This window comes from Serratia sp. CY76391, from assembly GCF_052166695.1.
Classification (GTDB): Bacteria; Pseudomonadota; Gammaproteobacteria; order Enterobacterales; family Enterobacteriaceae; genus Serratia; species Serratia nematodiphila.
In genome coordinates this window covers 241,601-261,498 of sequence record NZ_JBJNOJ010000005.1, presented here as the reverse complement: position 1 = coordinate 261,498, position 19,898 = coordinate 241,601, and the positions used below count along the sequence as shown (strand labels likewise).

The window sequence follows — 19,898 nt, the reverse complement described above, 5'->3', positions numbered from 1 at the left end:
GGTGCTTATCGCTTCCCTGCCAGGGGCGGACTGGCCGTGTGCCCCTGCAATGCCTTGCCGTGACTTTTCACGAACAGGCGTAGCCGCGTATTGGCTTCATGCCTTGCCCGGTTCTCCTGCCGATAGGAGACGGGTTCAGCGTCAAACGCAGCCTGATAAACCTCGGCATACTTCACCGCCACTTTTCGCCGTAGCGATGGCGTTAACTGCTGCAACTGCTCTTGTATCCAACTCGCATCCGCTTGGCAGTACAGTTCGGGCAAGCCTATTTGCTGAAAATCCGGATACATTCAAACCTCCGGTAGCTCTCTGGTATGCCATGTCAAAACAGAACTGGCTGTGCCGCCACCTTGGCGGTACGTTTCTTGCCAGCTTTCCGCTCTGCCGTCGGTGTCTGCCCCTGTGCCCACAACCGTGCACGGATAAGGCAATCATCGAACGCCCCGCCTTTCTTGCTCGGCTGAGACATTCTGCGGAAGTGTTCCAGTCCGCGCTTTACCCCCCCCTCGACCACCAAAGGCGGAAAGCCCTCAGCCACTAGCGCGGCAGCGATGTGCTTCTCAATAAATTTCGCTGGGTTCATCGCTGATCCTCCGCCTGGCAGTAAACTGCCGGCATAATGGTTTTGAGGGGGTTAGGCATGGATATTGCCCTTCTCAGTTTCATGCCAAGCAGGCACATCCATGGACGGATAAAGATCTGGGCGGAGTGATTCTCCAGGAATATTCATGGCCGCAGCCCATCGAATAACCTTCGATGCGGGCACTAGCCTTTTGCCATTTGCAATGTTGACTAAGGATTTTTCATACCTGCTCTCTTCTCCTAGCAGGTTGCACAACTCCAAATAGGTAACGCCTTTTTCATCTTTGAAGCGCTTAATTGGGTTCATTTCAACCCCTCGGTTGCGTTTTGAATCACTCAATTATGGTGCTATGGTTGCAAAAGTCAACAGACTAGTCAGGCGCAATATGCAACCATGTTTAAAAACCACGCGAGGGTAACGAAATGAAATGGCATGAAAGAGCAAGGAAGGTAGCGGAGCAAAAAGGCATCTCTCACGAAGGACTTGCAGAGATACTGGGAAAGGGGAGATCCACTGTCAGTGGCTGGTTCAATGGAATCAGGGAGCCAAAGCTAGATGAAATATTTGCTATCGCAGATGCATTGGGCGTAACACGTCAATGGCTACTTTTTGGTGATGGTGAAGACAGTACAACTGAAGTAATAAAAAGCGAACTGGTTCCCGTCCCGATCCTGAATGGTTCAGGAAAAAACCGATACGAATCCATCTATGTGCCAGCAACAATGAGGGGGCGGGTTGCTTTTGAAATCAATGAAAACACAGGGATAGCAGCAGTTCCTGTTGGTGCTATCGTTGTTGTTGATAATAAAATCCCCCCTAAACATAACGACCTCGTTTTTGTAGAGACGCCCAATGGTAAAAGTGTTTTCCGGCTGATGAATGTTGGCGGTTACATGTTCTTTGGTGTTGATGATGATCGGGTGCCATTGATTCCAGTCCCTTCTCCTTCAGGGATTTCCGGGGTTGTCACATTCATCAGCATCAATCTAAAAAAGTAAATGCGAGGCAAAGGCTGGTTCTCGGTCTTTGCCCTAACAAGCTCAACATACACTCCTTCTTCCAGCCGCAGTATCTCCATCGATAGCCTCGCTCATCAGCAAAAACCCAAGACACTGTAAATATATACAGTAAAATATTTTTTTGCAAATAATTCCAAAACCACTTGCGCTTCATTTTGCAACCAACTAGGATTGATTCAATTCGAAGCAATCACATTCATTCATGCCTCACTATGAAGCGAAGCGGTTACATCATAGATGCGTGCAGATTACAGAAACAGAGGAGGTAATCAGTGGCCGGTAAACAATTCGAAAACGCCTCCTTAAACCCTGAAGATGCTATGACGTGGGTCGAGGCGATGGTAAACACCAGTATTTTTCTTCAATCCATAAATGAAAGTGGTGAGGTGATGGGTTTACTCACCATTGCATCAGACTATTTAGCAGCAGTAAGAGAATATGAAAAGGAGTTCAAATGCAGCAACCAACGATGAAGTTTTTAGTCACAGACTGCATTAATTTATCTCTTCGCACTGTGGCTTCATTACGCTCAGTAGATAATGCTGACAACGAAAAGGATGCGGAAGTTTTGCAAGCTATGGGGCTTTCGTTTGCAGTTGAATTGCACGCCAAGCTTTGTGAAATCGAAAAGTTGGTTTATCCGGGAGTGAATAAACATGAATAACTTAGTAAAGAATAAAGAAGTGGCTCCGGCACTGACGCCAATCGAACACCGGAGCCAGATCAAAGTTAATGCCTGCGTTGGTATTAATTCGATCGACAAAGAGCATAGCACAACTATTTTCCTGTTTGCATCTGTTTTACGCAGTGATCCAACGTCACGCCCTGTGATGTGGCGCATCAAGGCCACAAACGAAAAAGATGCACGCAGAAAATTGTCTCGCGATTATGTGCTGTCATTTGCAGGTTGCCTACGCATCACCGAGGTGTGCCATGACTGATATTTATCATGCACTGATGGTAAGGGATTTCAGCGGTATCTCTGATGAGGCGCTCGGGGAACGCCAGGTAGCCTACTTCGCCGGTGCCGCCGCTATTGACGCAGCATTGTTGGTTATCGGTAATCTTGTTTTGGAAGCTGAAGCAAGTGAAGGGTATACGGACGCAGAGGCCAAGCGAGACCTCGTCTTAATTGGAACTGTCCTAAGAAGCTTTCCTCGGATGGCTCAGGTTTTAAAGCAAAATGGTTGCGTCGCCGAACACACCCTAAATAAGCGTCAGGGGGGGGGCTAAATAATGAGCACTCTCACGCGCCAAGCATCAAAGGCATTGCTGAATGAAGTCATCATTAACGTTACACCGGACTTTAGCGGCCGCCTGACGGTTTATATTGAGAACGGTGAATTAAAGGCTTCGCGCCCTCACTCACCAGAGGAATTTACGGCAACACTCGGCACGTTTATTGAGTTAGCTGAAAGAGCTGGATGGACGGTAAAGCCACCGGAGGAAGAAAAGTGAATCCTGAAAAAATTGATTATGAGCGTTTAGGCGATGACTACATTGCCGACAATGGCGGCATCGAAGATGCTTTTCGTAAAATCGATATGCCCGTATACGTTATTTATCGCCATGGCGCCTACAAACGCTACCTGAGCCGTAGTGCAGCCATTGATTGTTTGGCTCGGGTTATGGCAACGAAAGTTTATCAGCTCATGAATTTTCGCATTCGTGAAAATGACCATTTCGACGCTGAGCGACAAGTTTGGGTTAGAGGTGATTTACTGCCTACTTACGTCAAGTGCCGTGATCGAGCCAAGCGTCGAATTTTACTATTGCTCTCCAAACAAAGAGAGAAAGAAAAATGGCAGCGCGAGTACGACGAATGGGCGAGCAAGCACGATGATTTAATGAAACGCCGCCCGTACTAATTAAGTAACCGCCAACAAATTTTAATTATGGCCTTCAGGCTGACGGTTTCGCTCGGCCTGAATTTAGACAGCAGGTAATTAACGATGACTCAGTGGATTAACAATATTGCTTTAAATCGTCGGCGTATCGCCCTCGCCTATCTGGATTTTTGCCAGCGCCATTTCGGCGGCAAATGGTCTGACGTAGTCATTTCGAAAAAGAAAGTGGTTCGCGTTGACCTGACCCAGGAATGCGTCGAAGCGCTGATGAAAGAGTTCATCGAGAACATGGTTCGCGCTGAATTCGGTATCGCCGGCGGCCAAGAGCAGATCGCTAAATCCTACGACGCAATGCTGAGCAAAGACCGTAGCCGCCTCACGCCGCTCGGCAAGTCAGCAATGGAAGAAATGATGATCGACGCGGTGGCCTACAAGCTCCACAACCCAAGCAGCCAACTGCTGCAGGTGGTGGCCTGATGCCAGCAAATGAACTGAGGGTTCCTGAACATTTAGCTCTGATAGACGACATGGCGAAGATTCACATTCTTGCCGAGGCAGCCTTGGCGCTTACTGCCAACAGTTCCGAGCGTCAAGTTCAGGCGGAAATTATCGGTGTCATCAGTGACATCACAGAAAAATGGGTGAGGCAAGCATGAAGCCAATGCAGCTGATCGATGCCCAGTGTCGCGTAGAACAGGCGCAGCAGATCCTCAATCTGTGGCTGGAGTCCTGCAACGATGACACCGACCAGGTAGAGCGCACGATGGTCTGCGCGATGATCACCCTGCTGGATGGTGTGCCTGAGTCGATTCGTGCATTCGGCAACGGCATACCAACGCCGCAGCCGCCGGAGGCCAAATGATAAAGATTCCCTACAGCGAAGCTGCCCAGCGGGCTATCCAGCACGAAAAGGCCGAAGAGTTCATCCAGGCGGCCACGTTCTGGCGCATCGCTGAGTCATTCGCGGTGAAGCCGGTTAACCAGTATTGGGCGGCCACCCGCGCCGAACTGTGCGAAAAGCGCCACAGCCTTACGGAGCGCCGAGCGCTGTTGCAAGAAAGCGCCAGCGAGCGAGCAAAGGAGGCAGCGAAAACCAAGGCCAAGAAGAAGATGGCCGAGGCGCTAGAGACCCATATCAAGACCACCAGCGAAGAGGCGTAGTGATGGCGAAGAAAAGCGGCAGTAAAACGTGCCAAGGCATGTGCTGCATGACGATGGCGCAGGGGCACAGGCTGACCCGGCAGCAGGCTTGGGAATACGGAAACGTGCAGAAGTCAGTGGCGGAGTACAGAACGGCCGACGGCAATATCCAGATGCCGCTGAACCGGAGTATGCGCCGGCACGCAAAACACATGGGGATCAACTTAAAGAAGGCGACGAAATAATGGAAAAGCAAATGAAGGTAGTAAACGGTCAGCCACTGATGGGCAGCCGTGGCATCGCCAGCGCTGTAGATAAAGAGCACAAACAGGTCGTTCGCGATATTAAAACCATGTTGGAACAACTTGGAATCGACGGTACAGATTTACACGATGATGAATTTAAAGGGTTTTTAATCGTATATAAAGAATATAACGGACGAACTGTCATTGATGAGATTTGGCTTGATGAAACCCTGTCAACAACTCTCGTTGCCGGTTATGACGTGCATCGGCGCCTGGCGCTGGTAAAGCAATGGCAGGCGATGAAGGTTGAGCTGGCGCAACCACGCCTTGCAGCTCCGGCACCGGCTCCGCAGTCGATCTCCGCATCCGATCACATTCTGTCGGTCGCCCGCGTCGTGGCAGAGGCTACAGCATCCGCGACGATGAAAGCAGTGATGGAGCTTTCCAGCACGCAGGTGTTTACTGCTCAAGCTCTGCCACCAGCATCACCTGAACCAGCGGCGCAGGTATCGACAGTCTCCGCTGAACCAATGGCCTCGCAGTCAGCCCCGGAATTCTCCCCGGTAATCGATCTGATGTGGGCCTTTGGTATCTCTGATGCAGCATGCCGGCGCCTGGCAAGTTACGCCAATCTGCCGACCAAGCTGACCAATGGCGAGCGCGGACACCTGCTGATCCATTACGCCTCTTTCGCTGAGGCGGTCTTCACCCTGATCGATGAGTCCACAGCGCCGACGGGTAAGCGCAAACGCTGGCAGCACCCAGACTTTGGCGGCTTCACGCTGAAGGTCACTGAAGCCAACAAAGCCGCTGTGGAGGCCAAGCAATGATCGGTACTCAGAACCAAGTGATGAACTACGACCCGAACTACACGCTGTGCGGCCGCATGGCAAAGCAAATCGTCCGCCTGACGTTCGGCCAGTGGAAATACCGCACATCGGTAGACGTGGTTGTCGGCGGAAATAGTAACGGGTTCAGCGTTATTGAGAGCGCTATCGGTGTCGCTTATGAGCAATTGGGCACCGTCCCGTTCTTCAATGACGATACCGGCAAAGATGACGAGATGGCGGTGATTAACGTCGGCAATCTGCAGTGTATGGATGAATGCCTGGAAGGCGAGGATTGGCTGAAAGAAATGCTGATTGGCGCCGAGATTATCAACATTGAGCCGGAGGCAGAGCAATGAAAAAGGTGTTCGAACTCATTATGTTCACGCTGTTTTTCTCCAGCCTGTCGGGGTTCGGGCTGGCGGCGGGGTTCTTTTCATTCCTCGGCACGGCCGAACTGATCGGGAGGTTTATCTGGTGAAAATCGACTACCGAGACCTTGGTTCCATCGCAACGATCACGCTGACCAGCACTGTGTTTGAGTTCCGCCGGCACAACCGCGTCGTTGATACAACGCTGTTTCTTACCAGCGTCAGCGCGCACCGTAGCGGGTTGTTCTTCATGAAAACCGTGCTGTCTGGCCGTTCGGCACCGATGTTGAAGGTTTACAAAATCGCTTTACAGGAGATGGCACGATGAGCGTTCAAATTGACCAGATTCAACTCGTGGCGGCCATCGCCAAAGAGATCGACCGCCAGCACCCAGGCGCCGGCGTAGAAAGCCGCTGCTTCAACACGATCATCCAGGCGGCGAATAACATCTGCCAGGAGTTCGCTAAGCCAGTGGTAAAGGCATCGGGGGGCATGGGGCTTACTGCGTGGCTCGCCAGCGACGACACCGGGCTGAGCAGCCGATTCATGGCGTCCAAGCTGAGCGGCATGTTCGAGGCCAAATATGCCTACCCGCACGACCCGGCAGACTTTGGCCGTTGCCTGCGCCTGGTTGAAGCCGTGCCGGAGCTGGAAAGTAAAATTCGTGACATGTCACAGCATGGTAAGGAGTGGGCGGTTGTCGCCGCTAATTGGCATGAATGGGCTGAGGTGTACCGCGCGGGCGAGGGACGGCGGCTGTATCGCCTGATGCAGCTTTGTTACGAAGGGGGTGTGTGATGTTCCTGCAACCGATGGAATGGGCACGAGTGGAGTTCACTCCAGACCCAAAAACAGTTTGCACCTTCTGCAAAGAGCAGCCGCCAGCCGAACAGCTGATCACCGGCCCTGGCGTGAATATCTGCTCGGCATGCATCAGCCTCTGCAACGTAATCATTGCAGAGCGGGAAGAGAAGGAACGCGTGAAAGCGACGGCGCAGATCGTTGAGCTGCTGTCCGAGCTGCCTGATTCATGGCAGAACCACGATGCGGCCGCTGCGCTATACGATGCCGGCTATCGCAAAGTGAACACCGAGGGTGCAGATGAGTGAATTTGCTCCAGTAAGCACCGTGGAAGAGCTGGTTAAGTTGAACGACGAAGAGATCATCGAGGGCTATCGCTCTGGCTACAAGGGCGACCCGGAGCCAGACAGCACCAAGTCAAAGAGCTTTTGGCATGGTTACCGTAATGGCCTCGTCGATTCTGGCCGCTGGAAAGGTGATGAACACCAGACGGCATTGGCCCGCGATTGTATCGCTCATGGCATTTTTAAACCGCGACATTAAGGGGTCTGCGATGAAAAAACCAATAATTGACTTTTCCGAGCTGGTTACCATCGAAGACCACCTCAAGGCGCTGGTTGACGCAGAGGACTCAATCAGCCATATCGAGCACCAGTTATCGGCATCTATCGATAATGACTCTGCCTGGCGCCACCGAGCGAATCATGCAATGGCAGCCTGGAAAGCAAGCCGGCGTCGTATCACTGCACGCCTCGCTGTTCTGCGTCAGCAGGAGAAGGTAAGGAATATGGAGATCCACCAGCAACACAACGATTTTCTGGTGAAAGAGCTCATGACAATGGTCTCGCCGGAGGCATTCCTGGAATGTGATCGGCGCGCCAAGAAGAAATTGGAGGGTATCCAGTGAACACAATGTTTTTGCTGATGGCTGAGTACAATACCGCGTCGATCCCTCTTGCTGATGTATGCGAGAAGTACTTCGGCATGAAGGTAGCCACGGCCGATAAAAAAGCTTCTCTTGGTAAGCTTCCCATCCCCACTTTCAGGATGGGGGATAGCCAGAAGTCCCCAAGAATGATTCACGTAAAGGACTTGGCAGATTACATCGACAAGCAGAGGGATCGGGGAGTTGAGTATTTCAAATCGATGCAAAACAACTAATCAGACCGGGCTTTGCCCGGTTTTTTTATGTACTTATCTTGGGTTTTTCCGTTCATTTTCGCATAGCGCGGCACCCCAATAGCACCCCACATGAAAGTAACCAATTGATAAATAAAAAATCGACCCCGACAAAACGCCGGGGCCTGGTACTTGCGTGATCGCCGAGGGCTCAGTGACACGCAAAGGGGTCTTACGGCCCGGAAACCGGTTGTCAAACGCGGCTAACTGCGTGCTTATGCGCTTTGCGCCAGAGGATCAACCAAGGCCAGCGCGTTTTTCATCGCCTCCACCATTTCGCCATCCACGCAATAATGGCTAAATTCGTCAAACTCGTTATCGGAGCACATGGTAACGCCCGCCTTGCGATAACGCATGGTCGACGGCACCAGATGGCCGGAAGAGCTGTGCAGTTCATGCAGGCCGATATCGACAAACTTGTGCAGATTGCTGAGGCGCACGCCGGCACCCGCCATGATCACCGGGCCCTGGCTGGCCTGGCGCAAATCGCGCAGCAACGGCAGGCCAAGTTCGGCGCTCTGCTGCTGGCCGGAGGTCAGAATGCGCGCCACCCCCAGTTCGGTCAGTTGCTCCAGCGCCACCATTGGATTCTGGCACATGTCGAACGCGCGATGGAAGGTCACCGCCATGCCCTCGCACAGCCTCATCACTTCGCCCATGCGCGGCAGATCGATGTGCCCTTCGTCGTCCAGCATGCCAACCACCACGCCGGGGAACCCCATCTCGCGAATTTGGCGGATATCTTGTTTGATCACTTCGAAATCCACCGCGCCGTAGCAGAAATCGCCACCGCGCGGGCGAACGATCGGATGCACCGGGATCGAAACCCGCTCGCGCGCCAGACGCAGCGTGCCATAACTCGGCGTCAATCCCCCTTCGCTCTGGCTGGCGCACAACTCGATGCGATCGGCGCCCGCCCGTTCGGCCGTCAGCGCACAGTCGACGCTAAAGCAACAAACTTCCAGTTTTATCATTGTCACCCCCAGATAACGGCCAACATACGGCGGCAATTGTTCATTTCTTCATTTCTCACGTAGGCTCATGCATAGGCATAAACCGGCTCAGGGTTATCACTATGGCATTCAATTTTGATCAATGGGTAGACCGCAGTCACAGTGACAGCGTTAAGTGGGATAAATATCGCGGCAGCGACATCATCCCGCTTTGGGTCGCCGACAGCGATTTCACCTCACCGCCGGCGGTGATCGAAGCCTTGCAGCGCCGCGTAGCACACGGCGTATTCGGCTACACCCACCCATCCCCTGATCTTATTGAGGTTTTTACCCGCCGCATGGTAGAGCGCTACGATTGGCACATCAAGCCTGAATGGATCATTTTCCTGCCTGGCCTGGTGTGTGGCCTGAACCTGTGCGTGCGGGCCTGCACCGAAGAACATCAGAGCACGCTGGCCCCCTCGCTCATCTATCCGCCGTTTCGCAAAGCGGCCAAATTCGCCGGGCGTAAACACCTTCCGGTATCTTTAACAGCGGTCAACCAGCGTTGGGGACTGGATTTTTCCTCGATGCAGGATCAGCTCAACGGCAACGAAAAACTCCTGTTGCTGTGCAACCCGCAGAACCCCGGCGGCACCGTGTATCGCCGAGAGGAGTTGTTGCAGCACCATCAGTTCGCTCGCGAACACGATTTAATCGTCTGTTCGGACGAAATCCACTGCGAACTGCTGCTTGAGCCAGGCGCGCGGCATATCCCCTTCGCCACCCTGAATGAAGACGCGGCCCAACGCAGCGTGACGCTGATGTCACCGTCAAAGACGTTTAATCTCGCCGGGCTCGGCGCCTCAATGGCGATCGTTCCCAACGAAGCATTGCGACAAAAGCTGAAACGCGCGCGCAGCGGCATCGTGCCGGAGGTCAATCTGTTGGCTCTGGTGGCGGCGCAGGCGGCTTATCAATACGGACAACCCTGGCTGGATGAGCAGTTGATTTATCTGCGCGCCAATCGCGATCGGCTGACAAAACGTATCAACGCCATGCCGGGATTGACGTTGCTGCCCGTCGAGGCCACCTACCTGGCCTGGATAGACTGCAGTACGCTGCCGGTAGATAACCCGCATCAGTTCTTCGAACGTGCGGGCGTTGGGTTAAGCGCCGGCCTGGACTTCGGCGATCGGCGCTTTGTACGGCTTAACTTTGGTTGCCGATGGGCCCTGCTCGATGAAGCGCTCGATCGCATGGCGCGAGCCTGTGCGGCGCTGCCTGGCTAACCTTGTTCGCTGGCGACGATGTCTCGAATGGAATACGGATGAAACTTGATCGTGACCGTTCCGTCGGTGATGGCCAGCGTCGGGTTCGGTAGCCGCTCGCCCTCGCCTTTTGGCGAGCTTTGCTTCACCTTGATCCCCGGCGCCAACAATGCTTCATCGGCAAGGTGGCTCAACGCCCGAGCGTACAGCGTCTGAGGATCGCCACTGAGCACTAATTCGACGTGTTCCCAGCCTTCGTGCGGATAGCGTTTCTCCCCAGGATACGGCAGCTCGATGCAGTCTATCCGCCACGGCCCTACGGCCAGCGGCTGAGACAAATCGAACAGACAGATAGGCCGCCCGTTGATCATCGATTCGGATAGCAGTGTCCCGCACTGCATCAGCCCCTGGCGCCAACGTTCGGCGGTGGCATTCTGGTGACAGCGCAGGGAGATGTGATCGGCGGTGAACGCGGCCAGATCAAGCCGCAATTTGGCGGCAAATTGATGCAGCGCCTGCTCGAAACGCGGCAAATCGAGTTTCAGATCGTCAAGCTCGGCAATGGCCTGCAAGGGAGTGGTCATAGAAACCTCAAAACAACGGAGCGCAAAGTTAAACGCGGTAATTTACACGGTGGCGGCAGCGCTCGCCACCGTTACGACGTTTTTCGGCGGCAGTTCAGAATGATTTTTGGTTGCGGACGGGGAGAATAAAAAATCCAGTCCCTTATTAAGATGACAGCTTATTAAAGCAACAGAAAAATAAAAAATAAGATTTTTCGCAAGCCATTATACCTTTTCTTCATGACGCTATGATTTAAGTTATTTTGCACAAAAACTCTCTGCAGTCCATTGGTCAACTCGATTGAATAGTCTGGTTTAATCAAACCTGATCCACTTATGTAAACCACATAAAACCATAAGCGCAACCTATTGTAAAAGAAGACAATAAACCCCATTAATTGATGGGAAACTAAGGATTATCTTAATTTACCCCCAGGCAATTGATTCACCAAGTCAACTCAGCTACTTTGGAGGAAATTTAAATTCGAGATGATCATTATGTTATTGCTGACGATATCCTTGGTGTTGATAATTATCGCCGTATACGCCATCTACCGTCATTTCAAATCACGCAGCGCCAACACGCTGGATGCCGGTCGCCGCAATAAAAAGCGCTAGCTTCGCAACTCTCCCCTTCGTACATTCTGTTCAGATCATTCTGCTTTCACCTTCCGGCAATCAACGCGCCGCCCTCGACAACTGTTTCATCGCAGCGGCCGCGCCAACTGCTGACGGGCTCCGTCAGATCGGTTACAATTACAGGCTGTTTTGTGGCGGTCGCCCATCGCGCCCGCCACCGTTGAATCCCGCAGGGGCTGGCTTCAGCCCCTCGTTCGTCATTAAGGTAACCCGGTGAATATTCAGGTTCTTCTTTCAGATAAAGTCAGCCAGGCGCTGATCGCCGCTGGCGCGCCAGCCGATTGCGAAGCGCAGGTCCGCCCTTCCGCCAAGGCACAGTTTGGTGATTACCAGGCCAACGGCGTGATGTCAGTCGCCAAAAAGCTGGGCATACCGCCCCGTCAGCTGGCGGAAAAAGTGGTGCAACTGCTGGATCTCGGCGACGTCGCCGGTAAAGTGGAAATCGCCGGTCCCGGCTTTATCAACATTTTCCTGAACAGCGATTGGGTCGCCCGCCAGGCCGATCAGGTGCTGAACGCACCGAAGCTGGGCATTGCGCCGGTTGAGCCCCAAACCATCGTTATCGACTACTCCGCACCGAACGTGGCGAAAGAGATGCACGTCGGCCACCTGCGCTCCACCATCATCGGCGACGCCGCGGCGCGTACCCAGGAGTTTTTGGGCCATAAAGTGATTCGCGCCAACCACGTCGGTGACTGGGGCACTCAGTTCGGCATGTTGATTGCCTACCTGGAAAAAATGCAGAACGAAAACGCCAGCGACATGGGTCTGTCCGATTTGGAACAGTTCTATCGCGAAGCCAAGAAACACTACGACGAAGACGCCGAATTCGCCGAGCGTGCGCGCGCTTACGTCGTGAAGCTGCAGGGCGGCGATCAGTACTGCCTGAAAATGTGGCGCAAGCTGGTCGACATCACCATGGCGCAAAACCAGCTGACCTATAACCGCCTGAACGTGACGCTGACCGAAGACGACGTGATGGGCGAAAGCCTGTATAACGCGATGCTGCCGGGCATCGTCGCCGATCTGAAAGCCAAAGGGCTGGCGGTGGAAAGCGAAGGCGCCACCGTGGTGTTCCTCGACGAATACCAGAATAAGGACGGCGACCCGATGGGCGTCATCATCCAGAAAAAGGATGGCGGCTACCTCTACACCACCACCGATATCGCCTGCGCCAAGTATCGCTACGAAACTCTGGGCGCCAACCGCGTTCTGTATTACATCGACTCCCGCCAGCATCAGCACCTGATGCAGGCCTGGACCATCGTGCGCAAGGCCGGTTACGTGCCGGAGTCCGTCTCGCTGGAACACCACATGTTCGGCATGATGCTGGGCAAAGACGGCAAGCCGTTCAAGACCCGCTCGGGCGGCACGGTGAAGCTCTCCGATCTGCTGGATGAAGCCATCGAACGCGCCGAACAGCTGATCGCCGGCAAAAACCCGGATATGCCGCAAGACGAAATGAAGACCGTGGCTCGCGTGGTCGGCATCGGTGCGGTGAAATACGCCGATCTGTCGAAAAGCCGCACCACCGACTATGTCTTCGACTGGGACAACATGCTGGCCTTCGAGGGCAATACCGCGCCTTATATGCAATACGCCTATACCCGTGTGGCATCGGTATTCAAGCGCGCCGGGATCGACGAAAGCAGCCTGACACTGCCGCTGACGCTGACCGAAGAGCGTGAAATTGCGCTGGCTACCCGCCTGCTGCAGTTCGAAGAGGTGCTCACCACCGTCGCACGTGAAGGCACGCCTCACGTCATGTGCAGCTACCTGTATGATCTGGCCGGCTTGTTCTCCGGCTTCTACGAGCACTGCCAGATCCTGAACGCCGACAGCGAAGAAACCCGTCAGAGCCGCCTGAAGTTGGCGCTGCTGACCTCTAAAACGCTGAAAACCGGCCTGGATACGCTGGGTATCGAAACCGTCGAACGTATGTAAGCCGCACCGCGCAGAAAGTAAAAAGGTCGCCAAGGCGACCTTTTTTTTGTTCTTGCATTCGGCTCAGGCGACGCGGCGCGCAAAATCACGCGGGCGGAAGCCCAACCCGGCCAGCACGCCAAAGTAGGCCACCACACCGGCCACCACCACCGCCGCCAAACGCAGCAAACGTTCCAGCATATTGCCCTGATCCCAGGCCGGCATCAGCCACATCACGCCAATCAGCACCGCCGACATCGCCAGCACGGCGATCACCAGCTTAGTGAGGAACAGCGCCCAACCCGGCTGTGGCTGGAAGATCTTCTGCTTGCGCAGCTGCCAATACAGCAGCGAGGCGTTCAGGCAAGCCGCCAAGCCGATCGACAGCGCCAGGCCGGCATGCTTCAGCGGACCAATAAACGCCAGGTTCATCACCTGCGTCATGATCAGCGTGATGATAGCGATCTTGACCGGCGTTTTGATGTCCTGCCGCGAATAGAAGCCCGGCGCCAGCACTTTAACCACGATCAGCCCCATCAGCCCCACCGAGTAAGCCACCAGCGCGCGTTGCGTCATCGCCGCGTCAAAGGCGCTGAACTTGCCGTACTGGAACAGCGAGACGGTCAACGGTTTGGCCAAAATGCCCAGCGCAATGGCGCTCGGCAACGCCAGCAGGAAACACAGGCGCAGCCCCCAATCCATCAGGCGCGAATACTCGTCGTGGTTGCCGCTCGAGAAGCTTTTGGCCAGCGACGGCAGCAGGATGGTGCCCAATGCCACGCCCAGCACGCCGGAAGGAAACTCCATCAGGCGGTCGGCGTAGTACATCCAGGACACCGAGCCGGATACCAGGAACGATGCGAAGATAGTGTTGATGATCAGCGAGATTTGACTGACCGACACCCCAAGGATCGCCGGCCCCATCTGACGCATTACCCGCCAGACTCCGGCATCGCCCAATTTGAGGCGCGGCAGCACCAGCATGCCGATCTTGCGCAGGTGCGGCAGCTGATAGCCCAGTTGCAGCACGCCGCCCACTACCACCGCCCACGCCAGCGCCAGCACCGGCGGGTGGAAATACGGTGCGGCGAACAGCGCGAAGCCAATCATGCTGACGTTAAGCAGCGTTGGCGCAAAGGCCGGGATCGAGAAGCGGTTCCAGGTATTGAGGATCGCCCCCACCAGCGACGCCAGCGAGATCAACAGAATATAGGGGAATGTGATGCGCAGCAGCGCCGACGTCAGGGCAAACTTGTCGGGCGTATCGGTAAAGCCCGGCGCGGTGAGATAGATAACCCAGGGCGCGGCCAACATCCCCAGCACCGTCACCACCGCCAGCACCAGCGTCAGCAGCCCGGAGACATAGGCGATAAAAGTGCGTGTCGCCTCGTCGCCCTGCTGGCTTTTGTATTCGGCCAGGATCGGCACGAAGGCCTGCGAAAATGCCCCTTCGGCAAAGATACGGCGTAACAGATTCGGGAGTTTGAACGCCACGAAGAAGGCGTCCGTTGCCATGCCGGCCCCGAACACCCGCGCGACGATCGCATCGCGGGCAAAGCCCAACACCCGCGAAAACATCGTCATCGAGCTGACGGCAGCCAAGGATTTGAGTAGGTTCATGTGGTTGTCTGATAGGTACCGTAAATATCAACGCCTGCAACAGCAGGCGTCAGTGAAACAATCGGCTCAGTTTACGCATCCGGAAAAGAATAGCTACCGCCAGATGTTACATAGAGTTATCCCGCAGCAAACGCTCGACCACCCGCTGGGCAAGCAGCGCCTGTTCGCCGCCGGTTTCCGGCGCGCTCTGATTGGCGACGGCATCAAGGAAATGCCGCACCGCACCGTCGAAGCCGCGTTGCACCAGCGTGCTTTGCCAGCCCGGCACCGGTTGTTCCAACTCGCCCTGCGCATCTTCACGCAGCCAGTGGCGCATATCGGTCAACTGATACAGCGCGCCGTCTGTCACCGCCTGCACGCTTTCGCGCTGGCTGCCGCCGCGGCGATGCATGCTGGTCGTCACCTGCGTATCGCCGCAGGCGAAGTGATGCTCGGCGTACAGCATTTCGCCTGCGGCGTTGGTGCGCACGCTGCCGCTCAGCAGTTGCTCGCCGCCGCCCGCCAGCCACAGCGCCGTGTCCACCACGTGCAGGTAATCATCCAACAGGGTAAAACGCAGATCGTGCGGGCCGACGCTGTCCGCCCGATGTTTATCCATGCGAATGGAGGCCGGCTGGTTCATTTGCTGCTTGAGCTGCCGGTAAAGCGGCGCGAAACGCCGGTTGAACCCCACCATCAGCGTTTTGCCTCGCCGCTCGGCCAGCTCAAGCAACTGCTCGCCCTGCTCCAGCGTCTCCGCCAGCGGTTTATCGACGTAAACGTGCACGCCGCGGTTCAGCAGCTCGCCTATTACCGAAAAATGGCTGGCGGTGCTGCTGTGAACAAAGACCGCGTCGCACTGTTCGGCCAGGCTGTCCAGCCGGGAGAAACAGGCCATGCGGTAGCTGTCGCACAGCGGCTGCGCTTTTTGCTGATTGGGCGAAAAACCGCCTACCAGCGTCCAGTCCGCCGCCTGGCCGAGGATTGGCAGGTAAGCCTTCTGCGCGATACTGCCCAATCCCACCACGCCTACACGCAATTTAGTCATTCGCATCCCTCACCAACAGGTGTTGCAACTGCCGTTTCAGTTCCGCCACTTCGCTTTCCAATGCGCTAACCCTGGCGCTCAGTTCGCCGTCGAACTCAGATTCGAACGCCGCCGGCGGCGCTTCATCAATCTGGCCGCTGAACAGATGCATGAATCGGCTTTCGCGCTTGCCCGGCTCACGCGCCAGGCGCACCACGAACGGGCCATCTTCGCGCGTGGCCAGCTGTTGCAACACCTGTTCGACCTCGCTGACATCGCTGAACTCGTGCATTCGGTTGGTGCGCGTGCGCAGCTCGCCGGGCGTTTGCGCGCCGCGCAGCAGTAAGGTGGCGATCACCGCCAGTTCGGCGGGCGAAAGTTTCAGTTGGCCGAACTCGGAGTTGCAAAACCGCTGTTCGTACTTCACTACCCGGTTGCCGAATCCGCTGAGGGTGCGCAAGAAATGTTTGCGCAGCAACAGATCGAGCTGCTGCTGCACTTCGCTTTCGCTCAGATCCATCACCGGTTCACGGTTGGTCTTTTGGTTACATGCCAGCGTGATGGCATTCAGCGAAAGCGGGTATTGATCCGGGGTCGTGACCTGTTTTTCCAACAGGCAGCCGATAACCCGAGCCTCTTTGGCGTTCAACTCATATTTCATCGTTTGGCCTCAACGTGGGGGTAGCCACTCTTTATTGGTGTATGCCGTCAAAACGTGGTCTTGCCACTGGCCGTCGATCAGCAGGTAATCCTTGGCGTAACCTTCGCGTTCGAATCCCAGACGCGTCAGCAATGCGCCGCTGCGCTGGTTGTGCGGCATATAGTTGGCCATGATGCGGTGCATGCGCTGTTGGCGCAGCATATAGCGGATGGCGGACTGCAAGGCTTCGAACATCAGCCCCTGCCCCTGCCATTTCTCCCCCAACGAATAACCGAGGAAACAGGCGTGAAACGAACCGCGCAGCACGTTGCTGAAGTTCGCCACGCCGCGCACTTCCTGCTCTTCTGGATCGAGCAGGATAAAATAGTAGGCGCTGCCCTGCTTTTGCATTTCAGCGATCATCCCCAGACGCGCCTGCCAGCCGGAAGGATAACAATGGCTTTCGTCGCGTACCGGCTCCCAGGGTTTGAGAAAGGCTCGGTTCTCGGCATAATAATCCGCCAGACGATAGGCATCCCGTTCATGTACTAAACGGACCACCATCCGGTCGGTAGTAAGACGTACTTTTGGCGATGCAGAGCGGTAGCCGAACATCATTTCCCCCGCAGTCAAAACGGTTCGATAAGAAGTATTTATTGGGAAGCCGCGTGGATAATCACCCAATGCCGATCTGATGGCATGACTTTATTTTGCCAATAGCGCTTCAGAACCGCACTTCCCTGCATTCAATATAACCGTAGCCCGCCCCCGAGGTAAAACCTCGGTCGCTCAGTAAATCGCCGAATACGCGTTTTACGGCGTTTTTCCGCCCATTTTGCAGCACAGGTAACACCTTGACGATAAAAAAATATTATCTACTCCGCACCTGTTGCCGTTCGGCAATTGGGTAGAGAATGGTGGGGTTGCCTTCCCCCTCTCTCTTAATTGCTCATGGTGATGCATGTCTCTGGTGTCGCAAGCGCGCAGCTTGGGTAAATATTTTCTGTTGCTCGACAACCTGCTGGTGGTTTTAGGCTTCTTTGTCGTGTTCCCGCTTATTTCGATCCGCTTCGTCGATCAATTGGGATGGGCGGCGCTGATCGTCGGCATCGCGCTGGGTTTGCGGCAGCTGTTGCAACAAGGGCTCGGCATCTTTGGCGGCGCCATCGCCGATCGCTTCGGCGCCAAGCCGATGATCGTCACCGGCATGTTGCTGCGCGCCGCCGGTTTCGCCACCATGGCGATGGCCGATGCGCCGTGGATCCTGTGGTTCTCCTGCGCGCTGTCCGCCCTCGGCGGCACGTTATTCGATCCGCCGCGCACCGCTTTGGTGATCAAGCTGACCCGCCCGCACGAACGCGGCCGTTTTTTCTCGCTGCTGATGATGCAGGACAGCGCAGGTGCGGTCGTCGGCGCGCTGATCGGCAGTTGGCTGCTGCAGTACGATTTCCACTTTGTCTGCTGGGTCGGGGCGGCGATCTTCGTGCTGGCCGCCGGCTGGAACGCCTGGTTACTGCCGGCTTACCGCATCTCCACCGTGCGCGTGCCGATGAAAGAAGGCATGCTGCGGGTCGTGCGCGATCGCCGCTTCCTCACCTATGTCCTGACGCTGACCGGCTACTATATGCTGGCGGTACAGGTGATGCTGATGCTGCCGATCGTGGTCAATGAAATCGCCGGCTCCCCGGCGGCGGTGAAATGGATGTACGCGATCGAAGCGGCGCTGTCGTTGTCGCTGCTCTATCCGCTGGCGCGTTGGGGTGAAAAACATTTTCGGCTTGAACAACGCCTGATGGCGGGCCTGTTGCTGATGACGCTCAGCCTGCTGCCGATCGGCCTCGCCAGCAGCCTGCAAGGCGTGTTCACGCTGATCTGCTGTTTCTACCTGGGTTCGATCATCGCCGAACCGGCGCGCGAAACGCTGAGCGCTTCGCTGGCCGATCCACGTGCGCGTGGCAGCTATATGGGCTTTAGCCGCCTTGGCCTGGCGCTGGGTGGCGCGTTAGGTTACACCGGCGGCGGCTGGATGTACGATACCGGACGCACGATGAACATGCCGGAGCTACCCTGGTTGCTGCTTGGGGCAGTGGGTTTCGCTACGTTGCTGGCGCTGTACTGGCAGTTCAGCCCGCGGCGCAGTGCATCGATGATGCTGCGCGGCGGTTAACGCCATAGAAATCCGGCCGAATCGGCAACAGCTGCTATCCTGTTAGTAAAAACCCCCACAGGAGCCCGTCGGCATGAGTGAAGAAGCAAAATTACCGCAACTACTCGAACATATGATACTGAACTTGCGCATGATTTATGCGCGTTCCACCCTGGTGGAAAAGGCCCTGGCCCATATCCTCGCCAGCGACGCCGGCCTGAAAAACGATATTATCAAACAGCTGCAGGTCGTCACCGCCGCCAACGAACGTGACAAAATCGACCTGGAAGAAGCTCGCATTCACCTGATCGATGTGCTCAACTCGGTACCGGCCAAGAAATAACGCCCCCTAGCCCGCGCCGGTGCGCGGGCAATATCGCAATAACGCACCATCCAACACACGCACGTCAAGACAGCCTCGATAAGCTGTGGTAACTATTGCTGTTAAAACCTGACAACCCGGAGCAAGCATGAAACTGTTCATTTACGATCATTGCCCATTCTGCGTTAAAGCCCGCATGATTTTTGGCCTGAAACGTCTGCCGATTCGTCTGGTCACGTTGCTCAACGACGATGAGACGACTCCGTTCAACCTGATCGGCCAAAAAATGGTGCCTATCCTGGTCAAAGACAACGGCGAAGCGATGCCGGAAAGCCTGGATATCGTGCGCTATGTCGATAACCTGGACGGCAAGCCGGTGCTGACCGGCCGCACCAACCCGGCCATTGCCGAGTGGCTGCAGCGGGTCGGCGGGTACAGCGCAAAATTGCTGTTGCCGCGTATTGCGCATGCCGATTTCGAAGAGTTCGCCACCGACAGCGCCCGCCGTTATTTTATCGATAAAAAGCAGGCGTCAATCGGTGATTTCGCCGAGCATCTCGCCAACAGCGCCGATCTGATCGCCCAGTTGGAGGCCGATCTGCAAACCCTGTCCCCGCTGATCGTCTCCGCCGAAGCGGTAAACGGCGAACTGTCCGAGGACGATATCCACCTGTTCCCGCTGCTGCGCTCGTTGTCGATCGTCGCCGGGGTTGCGCTGCCGGAGAACGTGGAAACCTACCGCAACCGCATGGCGCAGCGCTGCGAGGTGCCGTTACTGCTGGACATGGAACAATAACGTTTGAATAACCCAAAGGATAGGGCGT

The 19,898-nt window shown here is 55.5% G+C and carries 35 protein-coding genes; 26 read left to right on the top strand and 9 right to left on the bottom strand.

Annotated features, from left to right (window positions below):
• Nucleotides 1-5: 5 nt before the first annotated feature.
• From ACJ8PN_RS10695 to ACJ8PN_RS10685, 3 genes are read right to left on the bottom strand one after another with little or no spacing between them, the layout of a single operon-like run.
• The gene (locus ACJ8PN_RS10695; protein ID WP_442534904.1) at nt 6-290 is read right to left on the bottom strand and encodes a hypothetical protein; all 285 of its coding nucleotides are present in this window, start codon (nt 288-290) and stop codon (nt 6-8) included.
• A 32-nt stretch (nt 291-322) separates the two neighbouring features.
• Nucleotides 323-583: a hypothetical protein gene (locus ACJ8PN_RS10690; RefSeq protein WP_442534903.1), complete on the bottom strand. Its 261-nt coding sequence runs from the start codon at nt 581-583 to the stop codon at nt 323-325.
• Nucleotides 584-634: 51 nt separating this feature from the next.
• The gene (locus ACJ8PN_RS10685) at nt 635-889 is read right to left on the bottom strand and encodes a hypothetical protein (protein ID WP_156866219.1); all 255 of its coding nucleotides are present in this window, start codon (nt 887-889) and stop codon (nt 635-637) included.
• Between the two features lie 116 nt (nt 890-1,005).
• Here ACJ8PN_RS10685 and ACJ8PN_RS10680 point away from each other — a divergent pair, with 116 nt between their 5' ends.
• The 21 genes from ACJ8PN_RS10680 (at nt 1,006) to ACJ8PN_RS10580 (ending at nt 7,994) form a co-directional block, all read left to right on the top strand.
• On the top strand, nt 1,006-1,581 hold the full coding sequence (locus tag ACJ8PN_RS10680) for a helix-turn-helix domain-containing protein (RefSeq protein WP_156866220.1): 576 nt from the start codon (nt 1,006-1,008) through the stop codon (nt 1,579-1,581).
• A gap of 293 nt (nt 1,582-1,874) precedes the next feature.
• Nucleotides 1,875-2,075, top strand: coding sequence for a hypothetical protein (locus ACJ8PN_RS10675; RefSeq protein WP_442534902.1), 201 nt, complete (start codon nt 1,875-1,877; stop codon nt 2,073-2,075).
• Nucleotides 2,057-2,266, top strand: coding sequence for a hypothetical protein (locus ACJ8PN_RS10670; RefSeq protein WP_342122242.1), 210 nt, complete (start codon nt 2,057-2,059; stop codon nt 2,264-2,266). Before ACJ8PN_RS10675 ends, ACJ8PN_RS10670 begins: the two co-directional genes overlap by 19 nt.
• Complete coding sequence (locus ACJ8PN_RS10665; RefSeq protein ID WP_442534901.1) at nt 2,259-2,543, top strand: host cell division inhibitor Icd-like protein; 285 nt, start codon at nt 2,259-2,261, stop codon at nt 2,541-2,543. Before ACJ8PN_RS10670 ends, ACJ8PN_RS10665 begins: the two co-directional genes overlap by 8 nt.
• On the top strand, nt 2,536-2,835 hold the full coding sequence (locus ACJ8PN_RS10660) for a hypothetical protein (protein WP_442534900.1): 300 nt from the start codon (nt 2,536-2,538) through the stop codon (nt 2,833-2,835). The genes ACJ8PN_RS10665 and ACJ8PN_RS10660 overlap by 8 nt, the downstream gene beginning before the upstream one ends.
• A gap of 3 nt (nt 2,836-2,838) precedes the next feature.
• Nucleotides 2,839-3,060: a hypothetical protein gene (locus ACJ8PN_RS10655; RefSeq protein ID WP_072269626.1), complete on the top strand. Its 222-nt coding sequence runs from the start codon at nt 2,839-2,841 to the stop codon at nt 3,058-3,060.
• The gene (locus ACJ8PN_RS10650) at nt 3,027-3,470 is read left to right on the top strand and encodes a hypothetical protein (protein WP_442534899.1); all 444 of its coding nucleotides are present in this window, start codon (nt 3,027-3,029) and stop codon (nt 3,468-3,470) included. The genes ACJ8PN_RS10655 and ACJ8PN_RS10650 overlap by 34 nt, the downstream gene beginning before the upstream one ends.
• Nucleotides 3,471-3,554: 84 nt before the next feature.
• Nucleotides 3,555-3,926 (top strand): hypothetical protein, encoded by a 372-nt coding sequence (locus tag ACJ8PN_RS10645; RefSeq protein ID WP_057523800.1) that lies wholly within the window; start codon nt 3,555-3,557, stop codon nt 3,924-3,926.
• Nucleotides 3,926-4,105, top strand: a complete 180-nt coding sequence (locus tag ACJ8PN_RS10640; RefSeq protein WP_338858413.1) for a hypothetical protein — start codon at nt 3,926-3,928, stop codon at nt 4,103-4,105. Before ACJ8PN_RS10645 ends, ACJ8PN_RS10640 begins: the two co-directional genes overlap by 1 nt.
• Entirely contained in the window at nt 4,102-4,311 is a 210-nt protein-coding gene (locus tag ACJ8PN_RS10635; protein ID WP_442534898.1) for a hypothetical protein, read from the top strand. Before ACJ8PN_RS10640 ends, ACJ8PN_RS10635 begins: the two co-directional genes overlap by 4 nt.
• On the top strand, nt 4,308-4,610 hold the full coding sequence (locus ACJ8PN_RS10630; protein WP_442534897.1) for an ANR family transcriptional regulator: 303 nt from the start codon (nt 4,308-4,310) through the stop codon (nt 4,608-4,610). Before ACJ8PN_RS10635 ends, ACJ8PN_RS10630 begins: the two co-directional genes overlap by 4 nt.
• A gap of 2 nt (nt 4,611-4,612) precedes the next feature.
• Nucleotides 4,613-4,834 (top strand): hypothetical protein, encoded by a 222-nt coding sequence (locus ACJ8PN_RS10625; protein WP_442534896.1) that lies wholly within the window; start codon nt 4,613-4,615, stop codon nt 4,832-4,834.
• Nucleotides 4,834-5,664, top strand: a complete 831-nt coding sequence (locus ACJ8PN_RS10620) for a Rha family transcriptional regulator (RefSeq protein ID WP_442534895.1) — start codon at nt 4,834-4,836, stop codon at nt 5,662-5,664. The genes ACJ8PN_RS10625 and ACJ8PN_RS10620 overlap by 1 nt, the downstream gene beginning before the upstream one ends.
• Entirely contained in the window at nt 5,661-6,020 is a 360-nt protein-coding gene (locus ACJ8PN_RS10615; RefSeq protein ID WP_442534894.1) for a DUF5406 family protein, read from the top strand. Before ACJ8PN_RS10620 ends, ACJ8PN_RS10615 begins: the two co-directional genes overlap by 4 nt.
• The gene (locus ACJ8PN_RS10610) at nt 6,017-6,142 is read left to right on the top strand and encodes a sodium:solute symporter (protein WP_442534893.1); all 126 of its coding nucleotides are present in this window, start codon (nt 6,017-6,019) and stop codon (nt 6,140-6,142) included. Before ACJ8PN_RS10615 ends, ACJ8PN_RS10610 begins: the two co-directional genes overlap by 4 nt.
• Nucleotides 6,139-6,360 (top strand): hypothetical protein, encoded by a 222-nt coding sequence (locus tag ACJ8PN_RS10605; RefSeq protein WP_442534892.1) that lies wholly within the window; start codon nt 6,139-6,141, stop codon nt 6,358-6,360. The genes ACJ8PN_RS10610 and ACJ8PN_RS10605 overlap by 4 nt, the downstream gene beginning before the upstream one ends.
• Complete coding sequence (locus tag ACJ8PN_RS10600) at nt 6,357-6,830, top strand: hypothetical protein (RefSeq protein ID WP_442534891.1); 474 nt, start codon at nt 6,357-6,359, stop codon at nt 6,828-6,830. The genes ACJ8PN_RS10605 and ACJ8PN_RS10600 overlap by 4 nt, the downstream gene beginning before the upstream one ends.
• Nucleotides 6,830-7,141, top strand: a complete 312-nt coding sequence (locus tag ACJ8PN_RS10595; RefSeq protein WP_442534890.1) for a ClpX C4-type zinc finger protein — start codon at nt 6,830-6,832, stop codon at nt 7,139-7,141. The genes ACJ8PN_RS10600 and ACJ8PN_RS10595 overlap by 1 nt, the downstream gene beginning before the upstream one ends.
• Nucleotides 7,134-7,376 carry a hypothetical protein gene (locus ACJ8PN_RS10590; protein WP_442534889.1) on the top strand — a complete coding sequence of 81 codons (243 nt, stop codon included), beginning with the start codon at nt 7,134-7,136 and terminating at the stop codon, nt 7,374-7,376. The genes ACJ8PN_RS10595 and ACJ8PN_RS10590 overlap by 8 nt, the downstream gene beginning before the upstream one ends.
• A gap of 10 nt (nt 7,377-7,386) precedes the next feature.
• On the top strand, nt 7,387-7,740 hold the full coding sequence (locus ACJ8PN_RS10585) for a hypothetical protein (protein WP_442534888.1): 354 nt from the start codon (nt 7,387-7,389) through the stop codon (nt 7,738-7,740).
• Entirely contained in the window at nt 7,737-7,994 is a 258-nt protein-coding gene (locus ACJ8PN_RS10580; protein ID WP_110662693.1) for a pyocin activator PrtN family protein, read from the top strand. Before ACJ8PN_RS10585 ends, ACJ8PN_RS10580 begins: the two co-directional genes overlap by 4 nt.
• 233 nt (nt 7,995-8,227) lie before the next feature.
• Here the strand turns inward: ACJ8PN_RS10580 and cutC are convergent, their stop codons facing one another.
• Nucleotides 8,228-8,986: a copper homeostasis protein CutC gene (cutC, locus tag ACJ8PN_RS10575; RefSeq protein ID WP_171454186.1), complete on the bottom strand. Its 759-nt coding sequence runs from the start codon at nt 8,984-8,986 to the stop codon at nt 8,228-8,230.
• Nucleotides 8,987-9,087: 101 nt separating this feature from the next.
• Between cutC and ACJ8PN_RS10570 the strand changes: the two genes are divergently transcribed.
• Nucleotides 9,088-10,236 (top strand): MalY/PatB family protein, encoded by a 1,149-nt coding sequence (locus tag ACJ8PN_RS10570; protein WP_171454187.1) that lies wholly within the window; start codon nt 9,088-9,090, stop codon nt 10,234-10,236.
• Here the strand turns inward: ACJ8PN_RS10570 and ACJ8PN_RS10565 are convergent.
• A complete protein-coding gene (locus ACJ8PN_RS10565; RefSeq protein ID WP_171454188.1) occupies nt 10,233-10,799 on the bottom strand; it encodes a VOC family protein in 567 nt (188 codons plus the stop codon). The two genes, ACJ8PN_RS10570 and ACJ8PN_RS10565, sit on opposite strands and share 4 nt — an antisense overlap.
• An 831-nt stretch (nt 10,800-11,630) precedes the next feature.
• Here ACJ8PN_RS10565 and argS point away from each other — a divergent pair.
• Nucleotides 11,631-13,361: an arginine--tRNA ligase gene (gene argS, locus ACJ8PN_RS10560; RefSeq protein WP_442534887.1), complete on the top strand. Its 1,731-nt coding sequence runs from the start codon at nt 11,631-11,633 to the stop codon at nt 13,359-13,361.
• Nucleotides 13,362-13,424: 63 nt separating this feature from the next.
• On the opposite strand, the gene murJ is transcribed toward argS, so the two are convergent.
• From murJ to rimJ, 4 genes are all read right to left on the bottom strand, one after another.
• Nucleotides 13,425-14,960, bottom strand: coding sequence for a murein biosynthesis integral membrane protein MurJ (gene murJ / locus ACJ8PN_RS10555; protein WP_028127483.1), 1,536 nt, complete (start codon nt 14,958-14,960; stop codon nt 13,425-13,427).
• Nucleotides 14,961-15,066: 106 nt separating this feature from the next.
• Nucleotides 15,067-15,987, bottom strand: coding sequence for a Gfo/Idh/MocA family protein (locus ACJ8PN_RS10550; protein ID WP_004929639.1), 921 nt, complete (start codon nt 15,985-15,987; stop codon nt 15,067-15,069).
• Entirely contained in the window at nt 15,980-16,627 is a 648-nt protein-coding gene (locus ACJ8PN_RS10545) for a YceH family protein (protein ID WP_442534886.1), read from the bottom strand. The genes ACJ8PN_RS10550 and ACJ8PN_RS10545 overlap by 8 nt, the downstream gene beginning before the upstream one ends.
• Nucleotides 16,628-16,636: 9 nt before the next feature.
• A complete protein-coding gene (rimJ, locus tag ACJ8PN_RS10540; protein ID WP_004929636.1) occupies nt 16,637-17,221 on the bottom strand; it encodes a ribosomal protein S5-alanine N-acetyltransferase in 585 nt (194 codons plus the stop codon).
• Nucleotides 17,222-17,567: 346 nt separating this feature from the next.
• Here rimJ and mdtH point away from each other — a divergent pair, with 346 nt between their 5' ends.
• The 3 genes from mdtH to grxB all read left to right on the top strand — a co-directional run bounded on the left by mdtH (nt 17,568) and on the right by grxB (nt 19,870).
• Complete coding sequence (gene mdtH, locus ACJ8PN_RS10535; RefSeq protein ID WP_033632833.1) at nt 17,568-18,773, top strand: multidrug efflux MFS transporter MdtH; 1,206 nt, start codon at nt 17,568-17,570, stop codon at nt 18,771-18,773.
• A 73-nt stretch (nt 18,774-18,846) separates the two neighbouring features.
• Nucleotides 18,847-19,095 (top strand): hypothetical protein, encoded by a 249-nt coding sequence (locus tag ACJ8PN_RS10530; protein WP_004929632.1) that lies wholly within the window; start codon nt 18,847-18,849, stop codon nt 19,093-19,095.
• Nucleotides 19,096-19,222: 127 nt separating this feature from the next.
• Nucleotides 19,223-19,870, top strand: a complete 648-nt coding sequence (gene grxB / locus ACJ8PN_RS10525) for a glutaredoxin 2 (RefSeq protein WP_033632832.1) — start codon at nt 19,223-19,225, stop codon at nt 19,868-19,870.
• The last annotated feature ends 28 nt before the right edge of the window (nt 19,871-19,898 follow it).

What these genes read in the sequence shown, in the direction of transcription:
- ACJ8PN_RS10695 (WP_442534904.1), bottom strand. Translation starts at nt 290, where the DNA reads ATGTATCCGGATTTTCAGCAAATAGGCTTGCCCGAACTGTACTGCCAA.
- ACJ8PN_RS10690 (WP_442534903.1), bottom strand. Translation starts at nt 583, where the DNA reads ATGAACCCAGCGAAATTTATTGAGAAGCACATCGCTGCCGCGCTAGTG.
- ACJ8PN_RS10685 (WP_156866219.1), bottom strand. Translation starts at nt 889, where the DNA reads ATGAACCCAATTAAGCGCTTCAAAGATGAAAAAGGCGTTACCTATTTG.
- ACJ8PN_RS10680 (WP_156866220.1), top strand. Translation starts at nt 1,006, where the DNA reads ATGAAATGGCATGAAAGAGCAAGGAAGGTAGCGGAGCAAAAAGGCATC.
- ACJ8PN_RS10670 (WP_342122242.1), top strand. Translation starts at nt 2,057, where the DNA reads ATGCAGCAACCAACGATGAAGTTTTTAGTCACAGACTGCATTAATTTA.
- ACJ8PN_RS10665 (WP_442534901.1), top strand. Translation starts at nt 2,259, where the DNA reads ATGAATAACTTAGTAAAGAATAAAGAAGTGGCTCCGGCACTGACGCCA.
- ACJ8PN_RS10660 (WP_442534900.1), top strand. Translation starts at nt 2,536, where the DNA reads ATGACTGATATTTATCATGCACTGATGGTAAGGGATTTCAGCGGTATC.
- ACJ8PN_RS10655 (WP_072269626.1), top strand. Translation starts at nt 2,839, where the DNA reads ATGAGCACTCTCACGCGCCAAGCATCAAAGGCATTGCTGAATGAAGTC.
- ACJ8PN_RS10650 (WP_442534899.1), top strand. Translation starts at nt 3,027, where the DNA reads ATGGACGGTAAAGCCACCGGAGGAAGAAAAGTGAATCCTGAAAAAATT.
- ACJ8PN_RS10645 (WP_057523800.1), top strand. Translation starts at nt 3,555, where the DNA reads ATGACTCAGTGGATTAACAATATTGCTTTAAATCGTCGGCGTATCGCC.
- ACJ8PN_RS10640 (WP_338858413.1), top strand. Translation starts at nt 3,926, where the DNA reads ATGCCAGCAAATGAACTGAGGGTTCCTGAACATTTAGCTCTGATAGAC.
- ACJ8PN_RS10635 (WP_442534898.1), top strand. Translation starts at nt 4,102, where the DNA reads ATGAAGCCAATGCAGCTGATCGATGCCCAGTGTCGCGTAGAACAGGCG.
- ACJ8PN_RS10630 (WP_442534897.1), top strand. Translation starts at nt 4,308, where the DNA reads ATGATAAAGATTCCCTACAGCGAAGCTGCCCAGCGGGCTATCCAGCAC.
- ACJ8PN_RS10625 (WP_442534896.1), top strand. Translation starts at nt 4,613, where the DNA reads ATGGCGAAGAAAAGCGGCAGTAAAACGTGCCAAGGCATGTGCTGCATG.
- ACJ8PN_RS10620 (WP_442534895.1), top strand. Translation starts at nt 4,834, where the DNA reads ATGGAAAAGCAAATGAAGGTAGTAAACGGTCAGCCACTGATGGGCAGC.
- ACJ8PN_RS10615 (WP_442534894.1), top strand. Translation starts at nt 5,661, where the DNA reads ATGATCGGTACTCAGAACCAAGTGATGAACTACGACCCGAACTACACG.
- ACJ8PN_RS10610 (WP_442534893.1), top strand. Translation starts at nt 6,017, where the DNA reads ATGAAAAAGGTGTTCGAACTCATTATGTTCACGCTGTTTTTCTCCAGC.
- ACJ8PN_RS10600 (WP_442534891.1), top strand. Translation starts at nt 6,357, where the DNA reads ATGAGCGTTCAAATTGACCAGATTCAACTCGTGGCGGCCATCGCCAAA.
- ACJ8PN_RS10595 (WP_442534890.1), top strand. Translation starts at nt 6,830, where the DNA reads ATGTTCCTGCAACCGATGGAATGGGCACGAGTGGAGTTCACTCCAGAC.
- ACJ8PN_RS10590 (WP_442534889.1), top strand. Translation starts at nt 7,134, where the DNA reads ATGAGTGAATTTGCTCCAGTAAGCACCGTGGAAGAGCTGGTTAAGTTG.
- ACJ8PN_RS10585 (WP_442534888.1), top strand. Translation starts at nt 7,387, where the DNA reads ATGAAAAAACCAATAATTGACTTTTCCGAGCTGGTTACCATCGAAGAC.
- cutC (WP_171454186.1), bottom strand. Translation starts at nt 8,986, where the DNA reads ATGATAAAACTGGAAGTTTGTTGCTTTAGCGTCGACTGTGCGCTGACG.
- ACJ8PN_RS10570 (WP_171454187.1), top strand. Translation starts at nt 9,088, where the DNA reads ATGGCATTCAATTTTGATCAATGGGTAGACCGCAGTCACAGTGACAGC.
- ACJ8PN_RS10565 (WP_171454188.1), bottom strand. Translation starts at nt 10,799, where the DNA reads ATGACCACTCCCTTGCAGGCCATTGCCGAGCTTGACGATCTGAAACTC.
- murJ (WP_028127483.1), bottom strand. Translation starts at nt 14,960, where the DNA reads ATGAACCTACTCAAATCCTTGGCTGCCGTCAGCTCGATGACGATGTTT.
- ACJ8PN_RS10550 (WP_004929639.1), bottom strand. Translation starts at nt 15,987, where the DNA reads ATGACTAAATTGCGTGTAGGCGTGGTGGGATTGGGCAGTATCGCGCAG.
- ACJ8PN_RS10545 (WP_442534886.1), bottom strand. Translation starts at nt 16,627, where the DNA reads ATGAAATATGAGTTGAACGCCAAAGAGGCTCGGGTTATCGGCTGCCTG.
- rimJ (WP_004929636.1), bottom strand. Translation starts at nt 17,221, where the DNA reads ATGTTCGGCTACCGCTCTGCATCGCCAAAAGTACGTCTTACTACCGAC.
- mdtH (WP_033632833.1), top strand. Translation starts at nt 17,568, where the DNA reads ATGTCTCTGGTGTCGCAAGCGCGCAGCTTGGGTAAATATTTTCTGTTG.
- ACJ8PN_RS10530 (WP_004929632.1), top strand. Translation starts at nt 18,847, where the DNA reads ATGAGTGAAGAAGCAAAATTACCGCAACTACTCGAACATATGATACTG.
- grxB (WP_033632832.1), top strand. Translation starts at nt 19,223, where the DNA reads ATGAAACTGTTCATTTACGATCATTGCCCATTCTGCGTTAAAGCCCGC.